At 39.4% G+C, this 22,800-nt stretch carries 16 protein-coding genes; 10 read left to right on the top strand and 6 right to left on the bottom strand.

The genetic code is table 11. The features are described 5' to 3' along the window. Positions 1-68 precede the first annotated feature (68 nt). Entirely contained in the window at positions 69-776 is a 708-nt protein-coding gene (locus ABR854_RS00080; RefSeq protein WP_350263317.1) for an SDR family oxidoreductase, read from the top strand. Positions 777-898: 122 nt separating this feature from the next. Here ABR854_RS00080 and ABR854_RS00075 read toward each other — a convergent pair whose 3' ends face one another. The 5 genes from ABR854_RS00075 to ABR854_RS00055 all read right to left on the bottom strand — a co-directional run bounded on the left by ABR854_RS00075 (position 899) and on the right by ABR854_RS00055 (position 8,444). Then, positions 899-2,179: a metal-dependent hydrolase family protein gene (locus ABR854_RS00075; RefSeq protein ID WP_350263316.1), complete on the bottom strand. Its 1,281-nt coding sequence runs from the start codon at positions 2,177-2,179 to the stop codon at positions 899-901. A gap of 176 nt (positions 2,180-2,355) precedes the next feature. Beyond that, complete coding sequence (locus ABR854_RS00070; RefSeq protein ID WP_350263315.1) at positions 2,356-2,811, bottom strand: DUF4920 domain-containing protein; 456 nt, start codon at positions 2,809-2,811, stop codon at positions 2,356-2,358. 31 nt (positions 2,812-2,842) lie between these two features. Next, positions 2,843-3,436: a TlpA family protein disulfide reductase gene (locus ABR854_RS00065; protein ID WP_350263314.1), complete on the bottom strand. Its 594-nt coding sequence runs from the start codon at positions 3,434-3,436 to the stop codon at positions 2,843-2,845. Positions 3,437-3,447: 11 nt separating this feature from the next. After that, entirely contained in the window at positions 3,448-6,987 is a 3,540-nt protein-coding gene (locus tag ABR854_RS00060) for a DUF7948 domain-containing protein (RefSeq protein WP_350263313.1), read from the bottom strand. A gap of 80 nt (positions 6,988-7,067) precedes the next feature. Next, positions 7,068-8,444 (bottom strand): HAMP domain-containing sensor histidine kinase, encoded by a 1,377-nt coding sequence (locus ABR854_RS00055; RefSeq protein WP_350263312.1) that lies wholly within the window; start codon positions 8,442-8,444, stop codon positions 7,068-7,070. 128 nt (positions 8,445-8,572) lie between these two features. On the opposite strand from ABR854_RS00055, the gene ABR854_RS00050 reads away from it, so the two are divergent. The 9 genes from ABR854_RS00050 (at position 8,573) to ABR854_RS00010 (ending at position 20,854) form a co-directional block, all read left to right on the top strand. Then, entirely contained in the window at positions 8,573-9,406 is an 834-nt protein-coding gene (locus tag ABR854_RS00050; protein WP_350263711.1) for an MBL fold metallo-hydrolase, read from the top strand. Positions 9,407-9,503: 97 nt separating this feature from the next. Then, positions 9,504-10,259 carry a patatin-like phospholipase family protein gene (locus ABR854_RS00045; RefSeq protein WP_350263311.1) on the top strand — a complete coding sequence of 252 codons (756 nt, stop codon included), beginning with the start codon at positions 9,504-9,506 and terminating at the stop codon, positions 10,257-10,259. Between the two features lie 210 nt (positions 10,260-10,469). Further along, on the top strand, positions 10,470-12,650 hold the full coding sequence (gene porW, locus ABR854_RS00040; protein ID WP_350263310.1) for a type IX secretion system periplasmic lipoprotein PorW/SprE: 2,181 nt from the start codon (positions 10,470-10,472) through the stop codon (positions 12,648-12,650). Positions 12,651-12,681: 31 nt separating this feature from the next. Then, the gene (locus ABR854_RS00035; RefSeq protein WP_350263309.1) at positions 12,682-12,831 is read left to right on the top strand and encodes a hypothetical protein; all 150 of its coding nucleotides are present in this window, start codon (positions 12,682-12,684) and stop codon (positions 12,829-12,831) included. Next, complete coding sequence (locus ABR854_RS00030) at positions 12,828-14,522, top strand: sodium:solute symporter family protein (protein WP_350263308.1); 1,695 nt, start codon at positions 12,828-12,830, stop codon at positions 14,520-14,522. The genes ABR854_RS00035 and ABR854_RS00030 overlap by 4 nt, the downstream gene beginning before the upstream one ends. A gap of 269 nt (positions 14,523-14,791) precedes the next feature. Then, positions 14,792-15,484 carry a response regulator transcription factor gene (locus ABR854_RS00025; protein WP_350263307.1) on the top strand — a complete coding sequence of 231 codons (693 nt, stop codon included), beginning with the start codon at positions 14,792-14,794 and terminating at the stop codon, positions 15,482-15,484. Positions 15,485-15,625: 141 nt separating this feature from the next. Next, a complete protein-coding gene (locus ABR854_RS00020) occupies positions 15,626-18,034 on the top strand; it encodes a penicillin acylase family protein (RefSeq protein ID WP_350263306.1) in 2,409 nt (802 codons plus the stop codon). 121 nt (positions 18,035-18,155) lie between these two features. Then, the gene (locus ABR854_RS00015) at positions 18,156-18,620 is read left to right on the top strand and encodes a (2Fe-2S)-binding protein (RefSeq protein WP_350263305.1); all 465 of its coding nucleotides are present in this window, start codon (positions 18,156-18,158) and stop codon (positions 18,618-18,620) included. 86 nt (positions 18,621-18,706) lie between these two features. After that, complete coding sequence (locus tag ABR854_RS00010; protein WP_350263304.1) at positions 18,707-20,854, top strand: xanthine dehydrogenase family protein molybdopterin-binding subunit; 2,148 nt, start codon at positions 18,707-18,709, stop codon at positions 20,852-20,854. 73 nt (positions 20,855-20,927) lie between these two features. On the opposite strand, the gene ABR854_RS00005 is transcribed toward ABR854_RS00010, so the two are convergent. Further along, positions 20,928-22,800: 3-coathanger stack domain-containing protein (locus tag ABR854_RS00005; RefSeq protein WP_350263303.1), on the bottom strand; the 1,873-nt coding region annotated here is incomplete at its 5' end.

Raw genomic sequence — 22,800 nt, 5'->3', positions numbered from 1 at the left:
TTAGCAAAACTCTTTGTTGTTTTTACTGTGGACTTGTTGTCTATCGACCATCGACTAAAAATAAAAATATGTCAGAAATAAAAACAGCACTCATTACGGGAGGATCAAAAGGAATTGGCTACGGTGTAGCAGAAGTACTGATAAAAGATGGCATAAAAGTAGCCATCACAAGCCGCTCAAAAGCAGCAGCCGATGAAGCCGCCGCAGAATTGAACAAAATAAAAGCAGGTTACGCCATCGGCATTGAATCAGATGTTAGAAGTTTTGATTCTCAACAAAATGCTGTAAATGAAATTATAAATACTTGGGGAAGACTCGATTATTTTATTGCGAATGCTGGCGTTGGACACTTCGCTCCTATTCAAACACTTTCTGCTGAGCAATGGCATGAAATGATTGATATTAATCTAACTGGTGTTTTTTACAGCATCAAAGCCTCTTTAGAAGCTCTGAAAGCGACAAAAGGATACTTTATTAGTATAGCAAGTTTGGCTGGTACAAACTTCTTTGCAAGTGCAAGTGGCTATAATGCCAGTAAATTTGGATTGGTTGGTTTTACGCAAGCAATTATGCTTGATTTGAGAAATGAGGGCATCAAAGTTTCTACGATTATGCCTGGTTCGGTGGCTACGCATTTCAATAATCACGAACCAAGTGAAAAAGATGCGTGGAAAATTCAGCCCGAAGATATTGGACAAATTGTTTCGGATTTAATTAAAATGCCTGCTCGTACCTTACCGAGTAAGGTTGAGGTTCGCCCGACGATGCCGAAGTAAAGTGGAAATTGGTTATTGGAAAAATGGTTACTGGTTAGTTTATTTTCAAATTTAAACTTTCATATAAATTTACAAAAAAGGTTTCTTTAACTCTAAAGAAACCTTTTTTGCTTTACTTGTCATTATTTCTGCTTATAAATTTTACCCTCTTTCATTACAAGCACCACGTTCATCATGGCCTTTGCATCTTGTAATGGGTCTCCATCAATGGCTACAATATCAGCCAGTTTACCTTTTTCGATTGAACCCAATTCATCTTTCATACCCAAAATTCCAGCATTTACGATTGTTGCCGACTTTATTGCCTCCATCATTGGCATTCCCCCCTCAACCATATACATAAATTCTTTGGCATTATAGCCGTGAGCAAAAACTCCCGCATCCGTTCCAAACGCAACTTTTACACCTGCTTTATAAGCTTTTGCAAAAGTAATGGCCGATTGTTTGCTTGTTTCCAAAATCTTAGGTACGATCAATGGGTGATAATACCCTGGAATTTTCACCGAATCTAAGGTTGATTTTCCTGCTATTATTGTTGGTACATAATAAGTGCCATATTTTTTAAATAATTCAATAGCTTCATCGTCCATAAGAGTTCCATGTTCGATAGTTGTCACACCAGAACGAATGGCACGTTTCATACCTTCCGCTCCATGTGCGTGAGCCGCTACGATAAATCCGTAATCTTTGGCAGTTGAAACAATAGCTTCAATCTCGCTTTCGGTAAACTGGGGGCCTTTTCCATTTTTTGCAACACTCAAAACACCTCCTGTTGCTGTAATTTTAATACAATCTGCCCCATCTTTATAACGTTGACGTACGGCCTGACGTCCTTCTTCGGGGCTATCCACAACTCCATCAGTTACATCATCTGGCACCGTGAATTTAGAACTAATACCATTGGTCGGGTCGCCGTGTCCACCAGTTGTAGCAATTGTTTTTCCTGAAGTAAAAATTCTCGGTCCAATCACCAAGCCTTTATTGATAGCATTTCGCAGTGAAATATTTACTCCTATTCCACCTAAGTCACGAACAGTTGTAAAACCAGCCATTAATGTGGTATTAGCGTGTTTTTGAGCTTCAAAAGCGATATCTGCCATGCCATAACTCATGCGTTTGATGTACTGGTCTTTACTGGTCTCACTTTCGATATGAACGTGCATATCAATCCAACCTGGCGTAACAGTTTTTGTTTTCATATCAACCACTTTATCACTTGCTTGTGCTGCTGTATAGCCACTTTGCACGTCAGTGATGCGGTTTTTCTCAACAATAATTGTCATTTGAGATTTTGGAGAATTACTTATTCCATCAATCAAAGTACCGCAATGAATGAGCGTGCGTTGGGCAAAGGTAGAAACCGACAAGCCAAGAGAAAGGACAAATAGGTAAGTTTTTTTCATTTAGATGTTGTTAGTTTAGGAAGAAATTAGACATTTTAATGCGTGTCTAAAAATAGTAGTTTTTTAAAAAATTTGCTACGAAAAATTACTAAAATGACTTTTCTTAAAGGCATTCAATAAAAAAGGTCTTCCTTTCATGGGAAGACCTCAATATTTGAACTATATTTTTCAGAAAATTAGTTCTTAGGCACTAAAACACCATTTGCTTCAAACGCCAGTTCGGTTTTAGGTTCAGTGATTTTTGCGATTTCGTCTTTACTCTTACCAGCATCTTCGGCGTAGTGACGAAGTTCTTCAACCGAAGTAGTTTTAGTTTTAGCATTTCCTTCAAAAACGATGGTTTTTCCTGCAATATCTTTCGGTACAAAGAATCCATAATCTTTAAAGGTTACACGCATGGTTTGTCCATCGTCCATTTTTACTTTCATCCAACAGCCTTTTACTTGGCAAACTGATTCCACTACACCAGTTACTTTGGCATCTACTGTGCCTTTTTCAGCAGCCTTTTTGGCTAATTCTGCGGTTGGAATTGCTCCGCTTGGTTTGATTTTTTCGCCAAAACTATCATATTTTTGGCCGAATGAAATGTTTACTGCGAAAATAATTGCGAAAAGTGTGATGAGTTTTTTCATTGTTGATTGTATATAATTGTTGATTTTAAAACTAATTTAATTGAGACATAAGCTCATCATAATATTTATAATTATTTGATTCCGATTCTTTGGTTTTACTATTCCATTTTAATGATGAGCCATCTGTCACAAATTTAATAATACCATTTCTTTCTACAAAGAAGTTTTTTGGATAACCATCTATACCTAAATCTTCATAGAATTTCTTAGCATCGGCAATTATTACATAACTGAGGGGATGTTTTTTAATAACTTCTTTTACCTTTTCGGTGCTTTCGGGAGCAAATGAAACGTAAATAAATTCATTGCCGTATTTCTTTTTTAAACTATCCAATTCGGGAAACTCTTGAATACAATATTTACAGGTAACACTCCAAAAATTGATGTGTATTTTTTTGCCTAATAAGTCTTTACTTGATATCAGTTTCCCATTAATATCTGAAAGAGAAAACTCAGGTAATGATTTATTTTTAAACTTTTCTCTAAACTCTTGGTCTCCAATGGTTAATAGTGGGTTTTGTCCAGATTTTATAGTTGAAATCGTAATTTTTTGTTGAGGTGTCTGAGCGAATGAAACATTTGTAACCAGAAGTAAGCTCAAAAATAAAATGTTGTGGATTTTCATAATATTAAAGTTTAATCGACCACCGTCACCCAGCCTTTACATTCGTTGCCAGTTGGAGTGGTCAGTACAAAATAATAAGTCCCTGATGCAATGCCATTTCCCCAATCGTTTTGGTAGTTTTTGGAGTTAAAAATCAATTTTCCATAACGATTATAAATGTCGAGCGTTGCATTTTTAAATCCTGTTGCAAAGTTATCATTTTTTCCATCATTATTTGGTGTAATAACGTTCGGAACTTTCCCATCGTTTTCTGGGATGTCAATATTTTTTGTGGTCGAAAGTTCGCAACCGATAGCGTTATAGGCTTTCAAAGTTACGGCATAAGTTCCGCCTTGCTGAAAACGATAATTTTCGGGAACAGCCACTCTCAACGAATCTCGATTACCCAAATCCCAAACGTAGCTTCTTGCGTTGGTCGATTTATTGGTAAAAATAAGTTGATAAGGCTTGTCGCAATCTTGGGTAATGGCATAATCAAAATCAGGTTTGAATGAATTATCGACTACAACTGTGGTTGTTCGTGTAGGTTTACAACCATCGGGATATTCACCTTTGACCGTATAAGTACTTGTCTGTGAAGGCTTTACAATAATTTGAGTCGCAACTGTATCTTTCATCCCTATGCCCGACCACGTAAATTTTGTGGCATTTCCCAATGCGGTGAGCGTAACACTTTGCCCTGCACAAATTTCTTTTCCTCCGCTTGCTTGAAAATCAATTTTATTGTCTTCCACCTTAATTGTTACATCTTTCGATACTGCACAGCCATCTTTTTCTATCAAAACCGTATATTTTGTGGTAGCTTTTGGTTTGGCAATTGGGTTGGCGATAGTAGAACTACTCAAGTCGGTTACGGGCGACCATGTAAATTTATCGCCACCTTCGGCCAAAAGTTGCACAGGCGAATCGGGACAAACCAAAGTATCTCGACCAGCTTTAGCAATGAAACCTTTCACCAAAATCTTCTTAACCGTCGAATCAGTAGTTCGGCAAGTGATTTTATTGAAAATTCGGAGTTTTACGGTGTATTCGCCTGGGTTTGTGAAATTAAAAACTACATCTTTCAAACGAGAAACTACATTTCCATTAAATTCCCACTCATACGTTTTTGCTCCAACACTCAGATTATTAAAATTGATTCTGGCTGGGCTACAAACTTCAGTAACAACTCGATTTGATTCATTTTTTATCTCAAAATCTGCTTTTAGGGCATCAATACTAAACTTGAAAGCCGCCATATTACAATTAGTGCTTTGGTGGCGTGGCTGATAGGCATTTTTTACTGGAAAAGTTGCCACCGACTGACCTTGACGTGGCAAACACGAGCAAGCTGTATGATAAATAATGCCATTTTTATCGAATCGACAGGTGCCGCCATCGAGGTGGTCGCCGACTTCCCCTTCGGGCGTTGGTGGGGCTGATGCTCCGAAAAATGTGGCATAAAGCAAAGATTTTGCTCCTTTTTCGAGAATCATAAAATAATAATTGCTTCCTGTGGTTGTCGCTTGAAAAGCATCGGAAGTCACTGGTAAGCCCGTTGTCGTGCTATTTCGGTTGAGGTTTCGCCCTACTGATGCATTTACTTTTCCGCCCCAACCCGAAAGATAAATATTTCCACAATCATTGACCAAAAAAGCAGTCGGCACGATGTCGATTTTACCAATTCCTCGACCAGTTCCTACTACGGTTGAAAAAATACTTTTACTCAAATTTTTATCAAAACAATGAACAAACTGACCGCTTTTGGCATTGCGGTAAACATCTCTCGAAACGGGATAATCACCTTGTGTTAAGCCAAATACGTAAACATTTTCTTCTTTATCTGTTTCCAGAAAGAAATTTACATCAGCTTCCGTTGTGCCTACGTATGTGAGCTGCTCTATCGCACCATCTGCACTAAACTTTGCGATAAAACCATCACCACTACCGCCATAAGTTTTGCTGTATGCTCCGTCTTTTACGGCCAAATTTGCACTAAAAGTTTGTCCCGAAACATAGACTTTTCCTGCATCAGTCACTTTTATTCCGTAGGCTGCATCGAAATTATTTCCACCCAAATACGTACTCCAAAGTAATTCTGAGCAAGTTCTATTCAATTTACAAACTACACCATCAAAACCCGCTCCTTTTACTCCTTGCGATTGTTTTACAAGCGGAAAATCAGTCGAGGCTGTGATAGACGCAAAATAAATATTGTCATCTTTATCGACCACTACTTCACCCCTAAATTCGTCACCATAATTTTTGATATTTAAGGCTCGTGTATCATTAAAACCATCGTTGGCTTTTCCACCTACGTATGTACTTCCCACCAAACTTTTGCCATCAACACTCAAAACAGTTACGAAAATATCTGTTCCTCTTTCAAAACCAATACCTGTAAAATTTGGGTCTTGGTCAGGTGCAGAAAAAGATGAGTAGATACCAATCAGACTGCCACCTGCAAACGTTTTTTGATAAGAAGACCTCCCAATCGGAAAATCGTTAGAAGATGTTGTACCGAAAATCACCAACTCACCTTTTGAATTAGCAACCAAACTATGAGGAACATCGGAGGCATTTCCGCCTAAATAGGTCGAATAAAGTAGCGTTGAGCCATCGGCACTAAATTTCATAATCACGATGTCAGTAATACCATAGCCTGCGATACTTTCGGCACTTGATGCAGTTGTTGGGCTTCCTTTTACTTGAAAAGCACCATTTGTAACTGGAAAATCAAGGCCAAAAACCGAACCTCCTGCAAACAGATTTCCATCGGCATCATAAGTGGCAGTTTGGGCCCAATTATCTGATTTTGAGCCAGAATAGGTAGAAAAAACTAATTCGGGGTCGATAACGAGTGGTTGAGAAGCATCATAGTTTTCGGGAAACTCAAAACGTACTTCATTGTTATTGACTCGAAAATTTGATTTTATATCTACCGTTTTGCCATTACGAGTCTGAAACGAATATGGCTCAAATTCTTTCACAACATTGACCGAGGTTTTGTATTGAAGCTGTCCGTTTTCAATGCTGATTCCTTCTAAACCTTCATATTTCATCTTAATTTTGGAAACATTAGCACTGGGTTTAGCAATGTACTCGTATTTAAGCGATTGGTCGAAACTGTATAACTTAAAATCAATATCAGGATAAATATCTCGGAGATAAATTTCGTCGAAAGCCGCTACATTGGCTTTCCATTTGGTGGGGTCATTGCCGATAAAGTAATTGTAAGTGGCAGTTGTTGGAGAAATTGCTTCGATTTTTGGCGTTGGGTTAGCTTCTGCAAAAGTCATTTCGTAGGCGTGTGCCTTAATTGCTCCGATTGATTTTCGACCAGATTTTGGGTCTAAATTTCCTGCGTGAATGGCCGCCAATGCTTGCGTATCATAAAAAACATATTGAAGACCTGAGTTTTTTACCAATAAATATCCTCCAGGAATGTCTGCTCGAAAACGAATAGTAGCATCCCATTGGCCTTCGTTTCGGATAAATTTCACCGAAGGTTTGGGAGCAGCCAAAGAGACTATTGAAGAAAAAGCAAAAATGATAAAGTATAGATATTTCATTTAATTCTTAGATTCACAGTTTTGTCAGCAATATTCTAATTCAACTATCAATGAAGCAAGTCAGAGACTTGCTCTACAACTTATAAATGTGGCAAAGTCACTTTAAATGTACTACCTTTTCCCTCTTCACTTACTACATCAATTTTGCCTTGGTGCATATCAATGATTCTTCGACAAACCGATAAACCAATGCCGTGTCCACGATATTTCGAGGCGTTTGGCGTGCGATAAAATGGCTCAAAAATCTTGCTCAATTCGCTCGCAGGAATACCAATTCCGTTGTCTTTTACGGTTACAATACAATGCTTATTATTAAATTTTATCTTTGCCTCAGCTTGATGGTCAGGCGAATATTTACAGGCATTTTCGAGTAAATTGGTGAAAACTGTGAGTAACAAAGCCTCATTTCCGTTGGCACTTACCCACTCGTCATCATCAGGAATCTCATCAAAATCAATCAAGATTTTATATTCATTATTCTGATTTAGTACTTCTTCTTGGGCTTTAAACAAAAGCTCGTCTAAACGAGTAGGCTTCATTACCAAACTATTATCTCTATTCTCAGATTTAGCCAATTGCAAAAGCCCATTTGTCAGCTGAATAAGTCGCTGATTATCAGTCAATAAAGAACGTAAAATTGTTTTATATTCGTCTGTTGTTCGGTCATTTTCAAGTGCAATTTGTATTTCCGATTTAATAGCCGCCAACGGTGTCCGCAATTCGTGCGAGGCATTCGACACAAAACTTTTCTGCAACTCAAACGAACGCTCCAAACGCTCCAGCATTTGATTAAAATTAATGGCCAATTGAGCAATTTCATCTTTATTATTGCCCGTATTGAGTTTTTGTTTGAGGTTATAGGCCGTAATATTCGTAATTTCCTGATTAATATCAGCAATTGGTTTGAGCGATTGTCCCGCAAAAATGACGCCCAAAAAGACCGTCAATAAAATGCCAATAATGAAGCTAATCACGAGCGTGTCTCTGATATTTTTGAGTTTATCTTGCCCATATTTATCACTCGCCGATGCCACAACAACATACGTTTTTTTCTCTTCATCTTCATACATTTTGCCAATCGCTTGGTTTTCCCAGTCACTGGTTTCTACGTATCTTTGTTTACGTACTTGATTCAAAAAATCTGGACTAAACAAAAAAGAATCGGCTTCATAACTGGCATAAACCAGTTCATTTTTTTCATTAAACATCAAAACTTTTTCTGCATTGAGCTTAGTCAAAAAAATCTTATTAGATTCACGAAGTTTCTTTTTATCTTTTTCTGTAATCTTTAATTCTTTCAAAAGGCCAGCCGTCAAAACAGCTCGGTCGGTCAAACGATTATAAAATTCTTGTTTCCGAAAATTTTCTGAGGTATAGTAAATAGCCAACGAAAAAATAATCAAGATAGCCGCAATGATTATCGTAAACTGAATTGCTATTTTAGTACGTATTTGCATAAAGGTCTGTACCGCAGGTCTGACCTATATTAGGCTGTGACGAATACGGTTTTGTTAAAAACGTAATTATGAGTAAATTTGAATCGGGTCAGACTCAAAACAAATTTAAGAAACAATTAGCAAAATATATGCAAATTCATGTAATTGATGCTGGGCATTTTAAATTAGACGGTGGAGCGATGTTTGGGGTTGTACCAAAAACAATCTGGAACAAACAAATGCCCGCCGATGAAAATAATCTTTGCAGTTGGGCGATGCGTTGCTTGCTGATTGATACAGGTAAGCAACTCATTTTGGTAGATAGTGGCATGGGCGATAAACAGGATGTTCGTTGGCAAGGTTTTTATTTTCGTCATGGAGAAGGTGACTTGATAAATTCTATCAAAAAAGCGGGTTATTCCCCCAACGAAGTAACAGACGTACTCAGCACGCATTTACATTTCGACCATTGTGGCGGAAGCATAAAATGGAATACTGCCAAAGATAAACTTGAGTTAGTTTTTCCAAATGCTAATTATTGGACTCATTCAGAACATTGGGAAGCAGCGACGAAGCCAAATCCAAGAGAAAAAGCAACGTTTTTGAAAGAAAACATCATGCCGATGCAAGAAACGGGAGCGTTGAAGTTTACGGATAAAATAGAAAAGCCTTTCGGAGAGAACATTGAGTTACTTTATGCTGATGGTCACACCGAAAAAATGATTATGCCTAAAATAAGCGTTGGCGAGAAAACGTATTTATACATTGCCGACACGATTCCATCGCACGCACACATTCCTGTGCCTTATGTGATGGGCTACGATGTGCGTCCACTCCAAACAATGTCCGAAAAAGAAGCGTTATTGAAGCAAGCCGTGGAAGGAAATTGGACAATCATTTTCGACCACGACCCAACGCACGAAGCCGCCACCATTCAACTAACCGAAAAAGGCTACCGAGTTGCCGATTTTGAGAAAGTTTAGAAAAAGGCACAGAGGCACAAAGTAGCAAAGACACAGAGTTGAAGGTAACGCAAAAAATATTCACACATTCGCTCATTCACTCATTCAAAATTAGAAAATGAAAATAGGAATAGCATTATCAGGCGGAGGAAGTCGAGGATTTGCTCATTTAGGAGCATTAAAAGCACTCGAAGAACTGGGTATAAAACCCACAATGATTGCAGGCACAAGTGCAGGCTCACTCGTAGGAGCATTCACGGCAGCAGGATATTCACCCGATTTTATCTTTGAAACCATCCAATCATTGGGAATAATGAATTCTATCAAATTTGCTTTCAATCGTTTTGGCCTGTTCAAAATGGAAAAAGTAGAAGAGATTTTCTTGAAGTATATTCCGCATAATTCGTTTGAAAAACTCAAAATTCCGCTCGTTGTGTGTGCAACGGATATTGAAAAAGGCGAAGCGGTCTATTTCAGCGAAGGAGAACTGATAAAACCAGTGGTGGCTTCGTGCAGTATTCCTGGTATTTTTGAGCCAATAAAGTTTCAAGACCGAGTTTTGGTTGATGGTGGCGTAACAAATAATTTACCAATTGAACAACTCGAAGGCATTTGTGACTTAATTATTGGTGTAAACGTTACGCCTGTAAGCAACAATATGCCCATCAATTCGGCCAAAGATATTCTCACAAAGAGCCTTTATCTGGCCATCAGAAGCACATCAGGAGCAAAACTTGAACGTTGTGATATTGCCATCGAACCCACCGAAATTTATAATTATAATGGGCTAAGTATGGCAAAAGCCAAAGAAATCTATCAACTTGGTTACGAACACGCCATTCGTGCTGCCGAAGGAAAACTTCGAGAGGTCTGACGGGGCTGCCCGTGCGGTGTAGAGTTCTGAATTATTATTGTATCAAAACTAATCTAATTTTAAAGTTATTATCAGGTTTTATTCAACGAAAAACAACTCAGAACTCAAAACTCTACACTCAGAACTACTTACTTTGGCATGAAATTAGACAATTTTTTATTCAGAAAACCGTTGAAAACAAAGGTATCTATCATCAACTTGAATATCTAAGTGCAAAAACTATATATACTGATAGCATTTTCGTTGCTAACTGCCTCTTGTTCGCAGTTTAGCAATGCTCCCACAAGTAAGGCATGGCACAACACCAATGCCCGTTTCAACTCGCTCATTATTGCCCGTGACAACATGAAACAGGCAGAAAAAGACCTGTTTGATAAACGAGTAGAAAATTACAGTTCGTTGATGACCATCTTCGTGCCGATTGATTCAACCAAGAGTCAAGCAGTTGCAACCAATTTAAAAGAGGTCATCGAAAAAACTTCTTTGATTGCTGAGCGTCATTCCAATTCAAAATATTTAGGAGAAGCTTATATTTTACTCGGAAAAGCCCGCCTTTTGAAAGAAGATTTCTTAAATTCCATAGAAATTTTCAAATACATCAACTCAACCGAAAGCAACGAAGAAGATAAACACGCCGCACTGGTTTGGTTGATGCGTGCATACACCGAAGAAAAAGATTACGATACAGCTCTCAAAGTTTCTGATGTGCTTCGTACGCTCGATTTAAACAAAGAAAACACCCGAGATTTTTATTTGGTAAAAGCCTACTTGCACCAACGTCGGGAAGAATTTGCAGTATCGGCCGCTATTGGTGAAGAAGCTCTAAAATTAATGCCAAGAGGCGAACAAACGGCTCGTGTACATTTTGCAGTTGGACAAATGTTTGACATGATTGGGCAGCCCGATAAAGCAATGCCTCATTTTGCCGCAGTTGCCAAAAATCGTCCGAACTACGATATGGAGTTTTATGCCCGCATGAATACTTTGCTTGATGCCGCCGCTTCGCAACGAGGAAGTACGGCAGGAGTTCAAGAAAATTTCAAGAAAATGCTGGTCGATAGAAAAAACTCTGACCTTAAAGACAAGATTTATTTTACGATGGGAAGTCTGGAAATGAAAAAACAGAACTACCCGAAAGCCATCGAATATTTTAACTCTTCGCTCCGTAGCTCAAAAGGGAATAGCACCCAAGATGCTTATACGTATTTAGAACTGGCCGAACTTTATTACAATCATTTAAACAAATACGATGTGGCCAGTATGTACTACGATAGTACGCTTACTGCCCTTCCAAAAACTTCAACCGACTACGAACGAATTGCTAAGAGAGCTATTTCGTTGGGCGATTTTGTGAAATATCAGAAAGTTTTAATTGTAGAAGATAGTCTTCAACGTTTGGCAGCCATGAATCCTGCGGCACTCGATAAAGCCCTTGAACGCATCATCAAACAAAAGGAAGAGGATGACAAAAAAATGCAGGAGTTGGCACAAAAAATTGTTTCACAAAACAGCCTTCCAGTTGACCGACTTTCTGACAAAGACCCCGAATTTAAGCGTTGGGCTTTATACGACCCGCTCGTGATGGCTTCCAACAAAAGCGATTTTCAGCAAATATGGGGCAGCCGACCTTTAGATGATAATTGGCGAAGAAAAGACAAAGAAGCAGGTTCGATTAGTTTCAAAGTTGAGCGAGGTGTAGTTGGTCAAGAACCGACCAAACAAGCACCAAATGTCTCGGCGGAAGAAATTAAAAAACAACAAGAAGAAAAAGAGGCATTGGCTTTGGAAGGAAAGAAAAAAGAGTTTTACGAGAAAATTCCGACCACGCCCGAAAAACTTGTTGGCTCGAAACGTAAGCAAGAAGAAGCACTTTATCAGCTTGGAAAAATTTATAAGTTTCAGTTCAACGAGCCACAAAACGCTACCGAAACTTTCTTGACGCTACTCAATAAATTTCCAAATACAGTACACGAGGTTGAGGTTTTGTATTTGCTTACTTTATTGTCTGAAAATCAGGCCACAAGCCCGTACCGCAAAACATTAATTGAAAAATTCCCTGCATCCACTTATGCTCGACAGCTTTTGAGAGGAAAAGTAGAAATTACGAGCGATACCGAATCGAAAGCCAATGTGGTTTATTCACAAGCATTTAATTTATACGTTAATGAAAGCTACAATTCGGCCATGAAACTCGCTGAAGATGGACTAATCACTTACACAGGTACGAGTATCGAAGATAAATTTGCCATGCTACGCATTTTCTTGTTTGCTAAGTTAGAACAAAAAGATGCCTACAAACAGGCACTCAACGAGTTCATTCAAGGGTATCCTTCAAGTGGACTAATGACCCGAGCAAAAGAATTAATGGCAGTTTTTGATAAAAAACAATAGCTTTAGCACGAACTATAACAACCCAAAATAGATGAAAAGTAAAGAAGTAAAACCAAACACTGAAGCTTCGGGTGAAGCTCCCCCGTTTCTAAAAACTTGGAATAATGTTTATGCCTTAGTCATTATCTCATTGGTAGCTTCTATTGTACTTTTCTATGCCTTTACTCTATACTTTGCATGACAAACCTCGACTGGACCTTACTTACATTTACCCTACTTTTTATCATCGTTTATGGTGTTTATAAAAACCATAAAGACAAAAACATTGATGGCTATTTACTTGGTAATCAATCACTTCCGTGGTACCACGTTGGCCTTTCAGTAATGGCAACTCAAGCCAGTGCCATCACGTTTCTTTCTACAACTGGACAAGGCTTTGATGATGGTATGCGTTTTGTACAATTCTACTTTGGGCTTCCGCTGGCCATGATAGTTTTGTGTGTGACTTTTATACCGATTTTTCACCGATTAAAAGTTTATACCGCCTACGAATACCTCGAAAAACGTTTCGATGGAAAAGTACGAGTTTTCACAGCGTTTCTATTCTTAATTCAACGTGGGCTTTCTACGGGAATTTCTATTTATGCACCTTCAATTATTCTCTCAACGATTTTTGGCTGGGATATTTTCTGGACAAATATTTTGATGGGCGGAATGGTGTTGACTTATACGGTTGTTGGTGGAACAAAAGCTATTTCTTATACGCACCTTCAACAAATGATTGTCATTACGGTGGCAATGGTGCTGGCTGGTGTAATTGTGGTGATGATGCTCCCAGAAAACATTGGACTCGTAAAAGCTCTGAAAATTGCAGGAAAAGCCAACCATACGAATGTCGTAAGTTTTGATTTTAACCCTAAAGACCGCTACAATCTGTGGTCGGGGCTTATTGGTGGTTTCTTTTTGCAGCTTTCTTACTTTGGTACAGACCAGTCGCAAGTAGGGCGTTATCTGACGGGCGAATCTATCACACAAAGTCGTTTGGGTTTGGTGATGAATGGCTTGCTGAAAATACCGATGCAGTTCTTGATTTTGTTGGTCGGGGTTTTGGTTTTTGTATTTTATCAATACAATGCTTCGCCTGTTTTTTTCAATAAAGTAGAAACCGATAAGCTCCGTACAAGCCAATACGCTCCCGAATTTGCAGCGATTGAAAAACAATACAATGAAGTTTCGGAGAAAAGAAAACAGCTTTTGATTTCCTCAGACAACCTTGATAATCAGCAACTTGAAGTTTATAAAAGCAGTTTACACGCCTCCGATTCGGTTGCAAAAAGTTTGAAAGGACAAGTAGTTAACCTTATCAAGAAAAACAATCCTTCGGCCAGCACTAACGACCGAGATTTTGTCTTTCTCAGATTCGTACTCGACCACCTCCCGCATGGACTTATCGGACTATTAATTGCGGTAATTTTTGCGGCTTCCATGGGTTCAATTGCCTCGGCCTACAATTCGTTGGCGGCCACGTCGGTAGTTGATGTTTATCGTAAATTCTCAAAAAATACGCCTTCCGAAAAGGCCGAACTCAACGCATCAAAAGTTTCGACCATAATTTGGGGGCTTTTTTGTATATTTGTGGCACAATATGCCAATCAACTCGGCAATATGATTGAAGTCGTGAATGTACTTGGCTCGTTGTTTTATGGAATTATTTTGGGAGTATTTCTTGTGGCATTTTATTTCAAGAATATTGGCGGAACAGCCACTTTTTGGGCAGCGGTTATCAGTCAAGCCATCATTCTCGGCATCGGAATTCCGCAAGTAATTCTGAAAAAAGAATGGATTGCCTATCTTTGGTTCAACCCGATTGGTTGCTTTTTGGTGATTGGCATTGCGTGGGCTTGGCAGAAAAAAATAGGCATTAGGGCTTAGATTATAGGAATTAGAATTAAATTCGATGAAATTAAAAATAGGGTTTCACTGTTAGATATAATTCAAGTTATAACCGTAAAAAATAGAACGCAGATGACACAGATTTGACTGATTTTTACTGATAAAAACAATTTTTCACCCAAAAATCAGTGTAAATCAGTAAAAATCAGCGTCATCTGCGTTCTAATTTTACGATAGATTTTATTGGTTAACATATATGTTAGAAATAAGTAAATTCGCTAACGTCTGAAACCTAAATCCTAAAAAATATGGAAAAGAAAAAAATACTCATCATCGAAGATGACCAACGATTGGCCGAAAACCTTGTAAAAGGCTTATCGGAAAAAGATTTTGATACCGAAGTAGCATACGATGGTCAAATTGGACTACGTTTTGCACTCAGTGGCAAGTTCGATTTGATATTGTTGGATGTGAATCTTCCGCAGATGAATGGGTATGAGGTTTGTGCAAAAATCCGAGAAAAAGACCGTCAAACGCCTGTAATTATGCTTACGGCTTTGGGTGAAACCGATGATAAAATTACAGGCTTTGAACACGGAGCTGACGATTATATCGTAAAACCTTTTGAATACCGTGAATTGATTGCTCGGGTGAATGTTTTCTTGAAACGTGCCTACGCCGAAAACGAAACCAACGCCAATATTCTCCGCATTGCCGACCTCGAAATTAATTTTGAAAGCAAAATGGCAACTCGTCAAGGCAAGCATATTGACCTTACGCCAAAAGAATTTTCGTTGCTCGAATACTTAATAAGAAATAAAGGGAAAGTAGTTTCAAAGGCAGAAATTGCTGAGAAGATTTGGGAAGGAAACAACGCTGAAAATAGCCTAAATGTGATTGAAGTATATATCAATTTCCTCCGCAAAAAAATTGACAAAGATTTTGACCCAAAACTTATTCATACAAAAACAGGTATGGGTTATGTTTTGAAAGATGAGTAGCACAATTCTCCGAATTGTGTTGTAGTATGTGGCACACCTCATTATTGCGATAAAGAGGTGTGCCACATTTTTTTGTAAATACTTCAATTTTTTCTTCTTATTTTTACATTTCAACTCAATCAACCTAAAAACTACTGTTCGATGAAAGTATTAAAGAAAATCCTCCTCGGATTACTCATTTTGCTCGTTGTGGCGGGCATCGGAATCTTTTTTTGGCTACAAAGCACCAAACCCACCCTTGATGGCGAATTACAACTCAAAGGTCTAAAAGCACCAGTCGAGGTGCTTTATGATGACTACGGAGTTCCGCATATTTATGCCCAAAACGAAGACGATTTATTTCAAGCCTTTGGCTACGTTCATGCCCAAGACCGCCTTTTTCAGATGGAATTACTCCGCCGTTTGGCTGATGGACGCTTAGCAGAACTTTTTGGCGAAAAAGCACTCCCATCTGATAAATTCTTCCGAACGCTCAGTTTTCGTAAACACGCCCAATGGACGATTGATTCAGTGCTTATGAAAAACCCTAATGCACCATTTGTAAAAGCTGCACAGGCTTACATAAAAGGTGTAAACGAATACATTAAAAACGGCAAAACTCCCCCAGAGTTTTCGATTGCTGGCATCAAAAAAACACCTTTTGAAATGGCTGATATGCAGATAATTATGGGTTACATGGGCTTTACGTTTGCCGAAGCTTTCCGCTCGGAAGCTATTTCGACGATGATTCAGAACAAATACGGCCCAGAATATTGGAAAGATGTAATGACAGGTTGGCCTGCCAACGAGCCAAAAATTCCGACCAATGCCCAAGAAAATATCGCTTCATCTACGGCTTTGGCACACATGGCCAATCAACTGACCAACATCGAGACCAATGCACTTTTTCCGCCTTATCATGGTTCAAATGGCTGGGTAATTGCTGGCTCGAAGACCAAATCAGGCAAGCCAATTTTATCGAACGATACGCACATTGCTTTTTCGCAGCCTTCGGTTTGGTACGAAGCCCATCTCGAATGTCCAAACTTTAAGTTTTACGGAAATTTCTTAGCAGGCACTCCCGTTGGAGCGTTGGGGCATTCGCAATACGGCGGTTGGGGTTTGACGATGTTTGAAAATGACGACGTTGATTTTTTCCGTGAAAAAACAAATCCTGCTAATGCAAACCAAGTTTGGTACAAAGACCATTGGGAAGATTTGAAAGTGCGTGAAGAATCAATCAAAGTAAAAGATGCGGCCGATGTAAAAATTGCGGTAAAAACCTCTCGCCACGGCATCTTGATGAATGATAGTTTCGATAAAATGGCCGACCAAAAAGACCCAATTACTTTATGGTGGGTTTATAATCAATTTCCGAGTTATCATCTGGAAGCGTTTTATGAAATGGCCCACGCCAAAAATGCTACCGAAGCTGCCAAAGCGGCCAGTAAACTTACTTCTCCTGGCTTAAATATTATGTGGGGCGATACCGAAGGAAACATTGCGTGGTGGGCAGCAGGAAAACTCCCGAAACGTCCAGCCCATGTCAATCCAATGTTGATTTTAGATGGCTCAACTGGCAACGACGACCCACAAGGTTGGTACGATTTTTCTCTGAATCCTCAAATATTAAATCCTAAGCGTGGCGTACTTTACACCGCAAACAACCAGCCAGCCGATATGGGAAATGGCTTGGTGCCAGGTTACTACGTTCCAGGGAATCGTGCAAGCCGAATCGAAGAACTTCTGTTTACTGATAAAAAAGATTGGACACAAGAAAGCGTTAGAAAAGTAATCAATGATGTTACATCATCATCATTTACTGGGCTTTTGAAAGATATTTTACCAGTAATTGATAAAAGCAAGCTGATTCCTTCGGCAAAAAATGGTTTAGAAAAATTGGCTCAATGGGACGGTTCGCACGATTTAGAAGACATTGAACCAACAATTTATTACCGTTTTCTTTATCATTTTTTCGTAAATACCATCAAAGATGAATTGGGCAACGAAGTTTTCAAAGCATTTGAACACAACGGTAATTTTAAGCGAAATATGGCAACATTGATGCGAAACGATGCTTCGCCTTGGTGGGATAATGTTTCGACAAAAAACAAAGAAACTCGCAAAGAAATCCTGACAACATCGCTGAATGAAGCACTGGCAAGTCTCGAAAAACAACTCGGCAATGACATGACTGCGTGGAAGTGGGAAAAAGTACATACGCTTACGCACAATCATCCACTCGGTATTTTGCCAGTTGTAGGAAAATATTTCAGTGTTGGGCCACTTCCAGCACCAGGTGGCCGAGAAACCATCAATAACCTTGATTTTTCGGTCGATTCGAGCGGAACTTATAAAGTTACTTATGGCCCAGCTTTACGCAGAATTGTTGATTTTGCCGATGTCGAACATGGTAGAAGCGTACTACCAACTGGTCAATCGGGACACTTTTTAAGCAAACACTACGACGACCAAGCTGAAATGTTTGTGCAGGGAGGTTCTCGCCCCGAACTGATGAATCGTGCAGAGATTGAAAAGGTAAAAACTGGAAAGTTGGTATTGAAGCCTTAAAATCGCTAAATATTCAATTTTGGTCGAAAATAAGTGCAAAAAATTGCAATTTTCGATGTTTTTTAAGAACATTTTATATAATTTTAGTTATAGATTCAGACATTCAATAAACATTTCGATAATGGCAAATTATAACCTCAAAATCAACGGTCAAACCCTCAAAACCGAAGCATCGCCCGATACACCATTATTATGGGTCTTGCGTGATAATCTCGGACTTGTAGGCACAAAGTACGGTTGCGGAATGGCTCAGTGCGGAGCTTGCACGGTGCATATCAATGGCGAAGCTACTCGATCATGTGTATTACCTGTTTCAGCGGTTGCTGATGCAACAATCACTACGATTGAAGGACTTTCTGAAAAAGGCGACCACCCAGTACAAAAAGCTTGGGATGCCATCGACGTACCACAATGTGGCTACTGTCAGACTGGGCAAATGATGACAGCGGCAGCTTTCTTGAAAAAGAATGCAAAACCAAGTTTGGAAGAAATTGAAGCGGCGATGTCAGGAAATATTTGCCGTTGCGGTACTTACCACCGAATCAAAGAAGCGGTTCAGCTGGCGGCAACACAAATGCAAAAATAGTTCAATGATTGAATGAGTGATTGATAGAATAACCAATATTAAAGCACTTATCAATTAACTATCTAAATTATCAAACAGATACTATAATGACAAAAAATAATAGCCGACGAGATTTTTTAAAGTCAACCGCACTGAGTGCTGGTGGCTTAATATTGGGTTTCAATTGGTTTGGACAAGAGGCTTCGGCAGCCAAAGTTGTAGAAGGGATAGCAAGCGAAGCAGGCAATACAGCCTTTAATGCCTTTTTATCTATTCAAACTGATGGAATCGTAACGATTTTTTCACCAAATCCTGAAATCGGACAAGGTATTAAAACTGCTTTCCCGATTATCGTGGCCGAAGAATTAGATGTTGATTGGGCAAATGTAAAAGTCGTACAAGCTCCACTCGACACCAAGAAATTTGAACGCCAAGTAGCTGGTGGTAGTGGTTCGATTCCTCATTCATGGCAACGCCTCCGCAAAGCAGGTGCAACAGCACGCCAAATGTTGGTTGAAGCGGCCGCTAAACGTTGGGGAGTTTCGGCAAGTGAATGTTCGACCGAAAAAAGTTTTGTGATTCATACAGCATCAGGCAAAAAGTTGGGTTATGGCGAATTGGCGACAGAAGCAGCCAAACTCACGCCGCCAACTGATGTAAAATTGAAAGATAAAAAAGATTTCAAACTCATTGGCTCAACAGTAAAAGGCGTTGATAATCAGGCACTTTTAACTGGAAAACCACTTTTTGGACTCGATTTTTATCGTGAAGGCATGAAATTCGCCATGATCCAGCGTCCGCCTGCCTTTGGAATGAAACTAAAATCATTCGATGCTTCTGCTGCGAAGGCTTCAGCAAGTGGTATTGAAGTGGTTTCATTTAAAGATAAAGTAGCTATCGTAGGAAAATCGACTTGGGAAGTAAAAAAAGCCCGAGATTTAGTTAAAATCGAATGGGAGAAAGCAGCTAACCTCGAAAGCAGCGACGACCATAATAGAATCTTTAAAGAATTACTCGATGGAAAGGCTGAAGTACGTAGAAAAGATGGGGATGTAGAAACTGCTTTCAAAGATGCAGCAAAAATCGTAGAAGCTGAATATCAATGCCCATTTTTGCCGCATAACCCGATGGAGCCTATGAATTTCTTTGCTCACGTGCGTGAAGATGGCGTAGAATTAGTTGGTCCAACGCAGACCCCACAAAACGCTCAGAATCAAACTGCTAAATTGCTCAATATTCCAGCCGACAAAGTAACGGTTGAATTGACAAAAATGGGTGGAGGATTCGGTCGTCGTTTGGGTACGGATTATGTTTTGGAAGCTGCCGAACTTTCGAGCATCATCAAAGCACCCGTAAAAGTAATATGGACTCGTGAAGATGATATGAGCGGAGGTAGTTATCGCCCTGCCGTTCGTTATCGTTTCCGTGCCGCTCTCGATAAACAAGGCAATATGATTGGCTATACCCTTCGTGGTGCAGGTCTAAATGCAGGAAATTCAACTCGTCAGGATAATTTCCCAGCGGGAGCAGTTTCAAATCTATTGATTGATTCGGCCGAGCATAAATCGCCCATTACAACTGGGCCTTGGCGTGCTCCAATCACCAATTTCTTGGCATTTGCCGAACAATCGTTTTTGGATGAAGTAGCTACGGCCGCAGGTAAAGATGCCGTACAATTCCGACTTGAATTATTGGAAAAAGCCAAAACTGCACCTACTGGTGAGATAAAATACAACATTGACCGTATGAAAGCTGTCATTGAATTGGCCGCTGAAAAATCAGGTTGGGGTAAAAAGAAGAAAGGTGTAAGCCTTGGTTTCAGTGTTTATTTCTCGCACGCATCTTATGTTGCTCAAGTGGCAGAAGTAGTGATGAAGAAAGGTAAACCAGTTTTACAAAAAATTTACGCAGCCGTTGATTGTGGAATAGTAGTCAATCAAAGTGGAGCAAGAAATCAGGTAATGGGCGGAATTGTTGACGGAATCGGTCACGCCATGTACGGAAACTTAACTTTCAAAGATGGTGCACCTGACCAAAAGAATTTCAATGCTTTCAGATTGATAAAAATGAATGAAATTCCTGCCATAGAAGTAAGTTTCGTCAATAATGGCATCGACCCGACTGGTTTAGGTGAGCCAGCTCTCCCTCCTACTGGTGGTTCGGTTGCCAATGCGATTTTTAAAGCAACTGGTAAGCGTTTACGCAATCAACCTTTTATCGAAGAAGACCAAAAGTTGTTTGAGAGTGTATCTTAATAAATGAAGTTAAATTTATAAAAAAGCCGAATCAGCATAAAAACTGATTCGGCTTTTTCATACAACCAAAACCTTAATTCTCACAACTTTGAATCTCGGCTTTGAAAACCGACCCCGATTCAAAACCAGGGGCCAGCACAATCGACTTCCCTGCTTGATAAGTCACGCTGGCTGGTGATGTCACCTTGTTACTCGCATTAATGTTCGTTACTGCCTTCTTAGTTTTTGTGCCAGTTAAATTATTTGCTGGATTGACCAAATGATGACTGTAAGGGTGAATCGCAACTTGACTTATCGCTGGATTACTCACCACTACTTGATTCGATGACGATACTCGTATCAAATATTTAACACCTTCGAGCGTATTTTGTGGTATCAAGCAACTCAAAGTACCAATTCCGTTGGTCGTTCCTATCAAAACTGGACTTGCAAAACTACCCGATGAATCAGACAATTCTACTCGGAATTCATTACTACTATTAAACGTTCCAGAAGTATTAAAACTCACATCAACCGAGCTACCTGCACAAATAGTATTTTTAGAAAGTGTTGGAGCATTTATAGTTGTTAAATTACCCACTACTATGAATCGGATAATTTTTGGTCCATAAGTAATTCCTCCTCCTTTGTTGTCTTGGGCGTAGCCTGTTACGGTCAAAGTATAACTACCTGACTTGAAATTACGTCCCCAAATATCTGAACCAAAATTATCGAACAAAGCATTGGGTGTCACATTTTGGAGAATATTCCAATTCAATTCTGGCCCTTGAATGTTCATCTCAAAACTTTCGATTGTCACCGACGGACATAAGGATGGTGACACTAAAATCGAAACCTGCTCTGGAATTTGATTAATTACCATTCCATCAGTCAAGTTGAATAATGGCTGGTGTGGGTTTCCAGCTTTCACATACAAATAATCTACGATTCGACTTGGGTCGCACGGGTCAACGCCACTGACCACAACATTTGTGGTTGCCGCTACCGAACAACCATTAGCTCCAACCACAGTCAAAGTATAAACTCCACCATTGACAGAAAGAGCATTTGAGATGGTTGGTGTGCTTAGAGAACTACTAAAATTATTTGGACCAGTCCAACTATAAGTTCCACCCCCACTTCCGACTAAACTAATACTTTGTCCGACAGTGTAAGGACCAGTATTTGTTGCCGAAACATTTGGCAATGCTTTGATTTCTAAATTCGTTGCTGAACTTTGGTCTGAATCGCAGCCGTTTAAGGTACATTTTGCTGAAATTGAGTATGTTCCAACTGTATTTAAAATCAAACTTGTACTCGTTGCTCCCGTTGACCAGACTACATTACCAGTTTGGCAACTTGCTGTTAATTCGAGCGTGCTTGGCGAACAAACGACCAACTGACTCGGTGGCGTGATGGTTGGCACGCTTGGTTTGGCTTTGATTTCCAAATTCGTTACCGAACTTTGGTCAGAATCACACCCGTTTAGTGTACATTTTGCTGAAATTGAGTATGTTCCAACTGTATTTAAAATCAAACTTGTACTCGTTGCTCCCGTTGACCAGACTACATTACCAGTTTGGCAAGTTGCCGTTAATGTCAAATTACTTGGAGAACAAACCACTAATTGGCTCGGTGGCATGATAGTCGGCACGCTTGGTTTGGCTTTTATCTCCAAGTTCGTTGCCGAACTTGCATCTGATTCACACCCATTCAGTACACATTTAGCTGATATTGAATATGTTCCGACTGAATTAAGTGTCAAACTTGTGCCAGTTGAATTATTTGACCAAACAACATTTCCACTTGCACAAGTTGCCGTTAAAGTCAAACTTGTTGGTGAACAAACCACTAATTGACTTGGTGGCGTAATGGTCGGAACACTTGGTTTAGCTTTGATTTCTAAATTCGTTGCTGAACTTGGGTCTGATTCACAACCATTCTGTACACATTTAGCTGATATTGAA

The organism is Emticicia sp. W12TSBA100-4 (genome assembly GCF_040253585.1).
Lineage (GTDB): Bacteria > Bacteroidota > Bacteroidia > Cytophagales > Spirosomataceae > Emticicia.
Note: the sequence above shows the minus strand (reverse complement) of the source record. Positions and strands in the feature narration are given on the sequence as shown.

What these genes read in the sequence shown, in the direction of transcription:
- ABR854_RS00065 (WP_350263314.1), bottom strand. Translation starts at nt 3,436, where the DNA reads ATGAAAATCCACAACATTTTATTTTTGAGCTTACTTCTGGTTACAAAT.
- ABR854_RS00070 (WP_350263315.1), bottom strand. Translation starts at nt 2,811, where the DNA reads ATGAAAAAACTCATCACACTTTTCGCAATTATTTTCGCAGTAAACATT.
- ABR854_RS00025 (WP_350263307.1), top strand. Translation starts at nt 14,792, where the DNA reads ATGGAAAAGAAAAAAATACTCATCATCGAAGATGACCAACGATTGGCC.
- ABR854_RS00015 (WP_350263305.1), top strand. Translation starts at nt 18,156, where the DNA reads ATGGCAAATTATAACCTCAAAATCAACGGTCAAACCCTCAAAACCGAA.
- ABR854_RS00045 (WP_350263311.1), top strand. Translation starts at nt 9,504, where the DNA reads ATGAAAATAGGAATAGCATTATCAGGCGGAGGAAGTCGAGGATTTGCT.
- ABR854_RS00035 (WP_350263309.1), top strand. Translation starts at nt 12,682, where the DNA reads ATGAAAAGTAAAGAAGTAAAACCAAACACTGAAGCTTCGGGTGAAGCT.
- ABR854_RS00020 (WP_350263306.1), top strand. Translation starts at nt 15,626, where the DNA reads ATGAAAGTATTAAAGAAAATCCTCCTCGGATTACTCATTTTGCTCGTT.
- ABR854_RS00075 (WP_350263316.1), bottom strand. Translation starts at nt 2,179, where the DNA reads ATGAAAAAAACTTACCTATTTGTCCTTTCTCTTGGCTTGTCGGTTTCT.
- ABR854_RS00080 (WP_350263317.1), top strand. Translation starts at nt 69, where the DNA reads ATGTCAGAAATAAAAACAGCACTCATTACGGGAGGATCAAAAGGAATT.
- ABR854_RS00055 (WP_350263312.1), bottom strand. Translation starts at nt 8,444, where the DNA reads ATGCAAATACGTACTAAAATAGCAATTCAGTTTACGATAATCATTGCG.
- ABR854_RS00050 (WP_350263711.1), top strand. Translation starts at nt 8,573, where the DNA reads ATGCAAATTCATGTAATTGATGCTGGGCATTTTAAATTAGACGGTGGA.
- ABR854_RS00030 (WP_350263308.1), top strand. Translation starts at nt 12,828, where the DNA reads ATGACAAACCTCGACTGGACCTTACTTACATTTACCCTACTTTTTATC.
- ABR854_RS00010 (WP_350263304.1), top strand. Translation starts at nt 18,707, where the DNA reads ATGACAAAAAATAATAGCCGACGAGATTTTTTAAAGTCAACCGCACTG.
- ABR854_RS00060 (WP_350263313.1), bottom strand. Translation starts at nt 6,987, where the DNA reads ATGAAATATCTATACTTTATCATTTTTGCTTTTTCTTCAATAGTCTCT.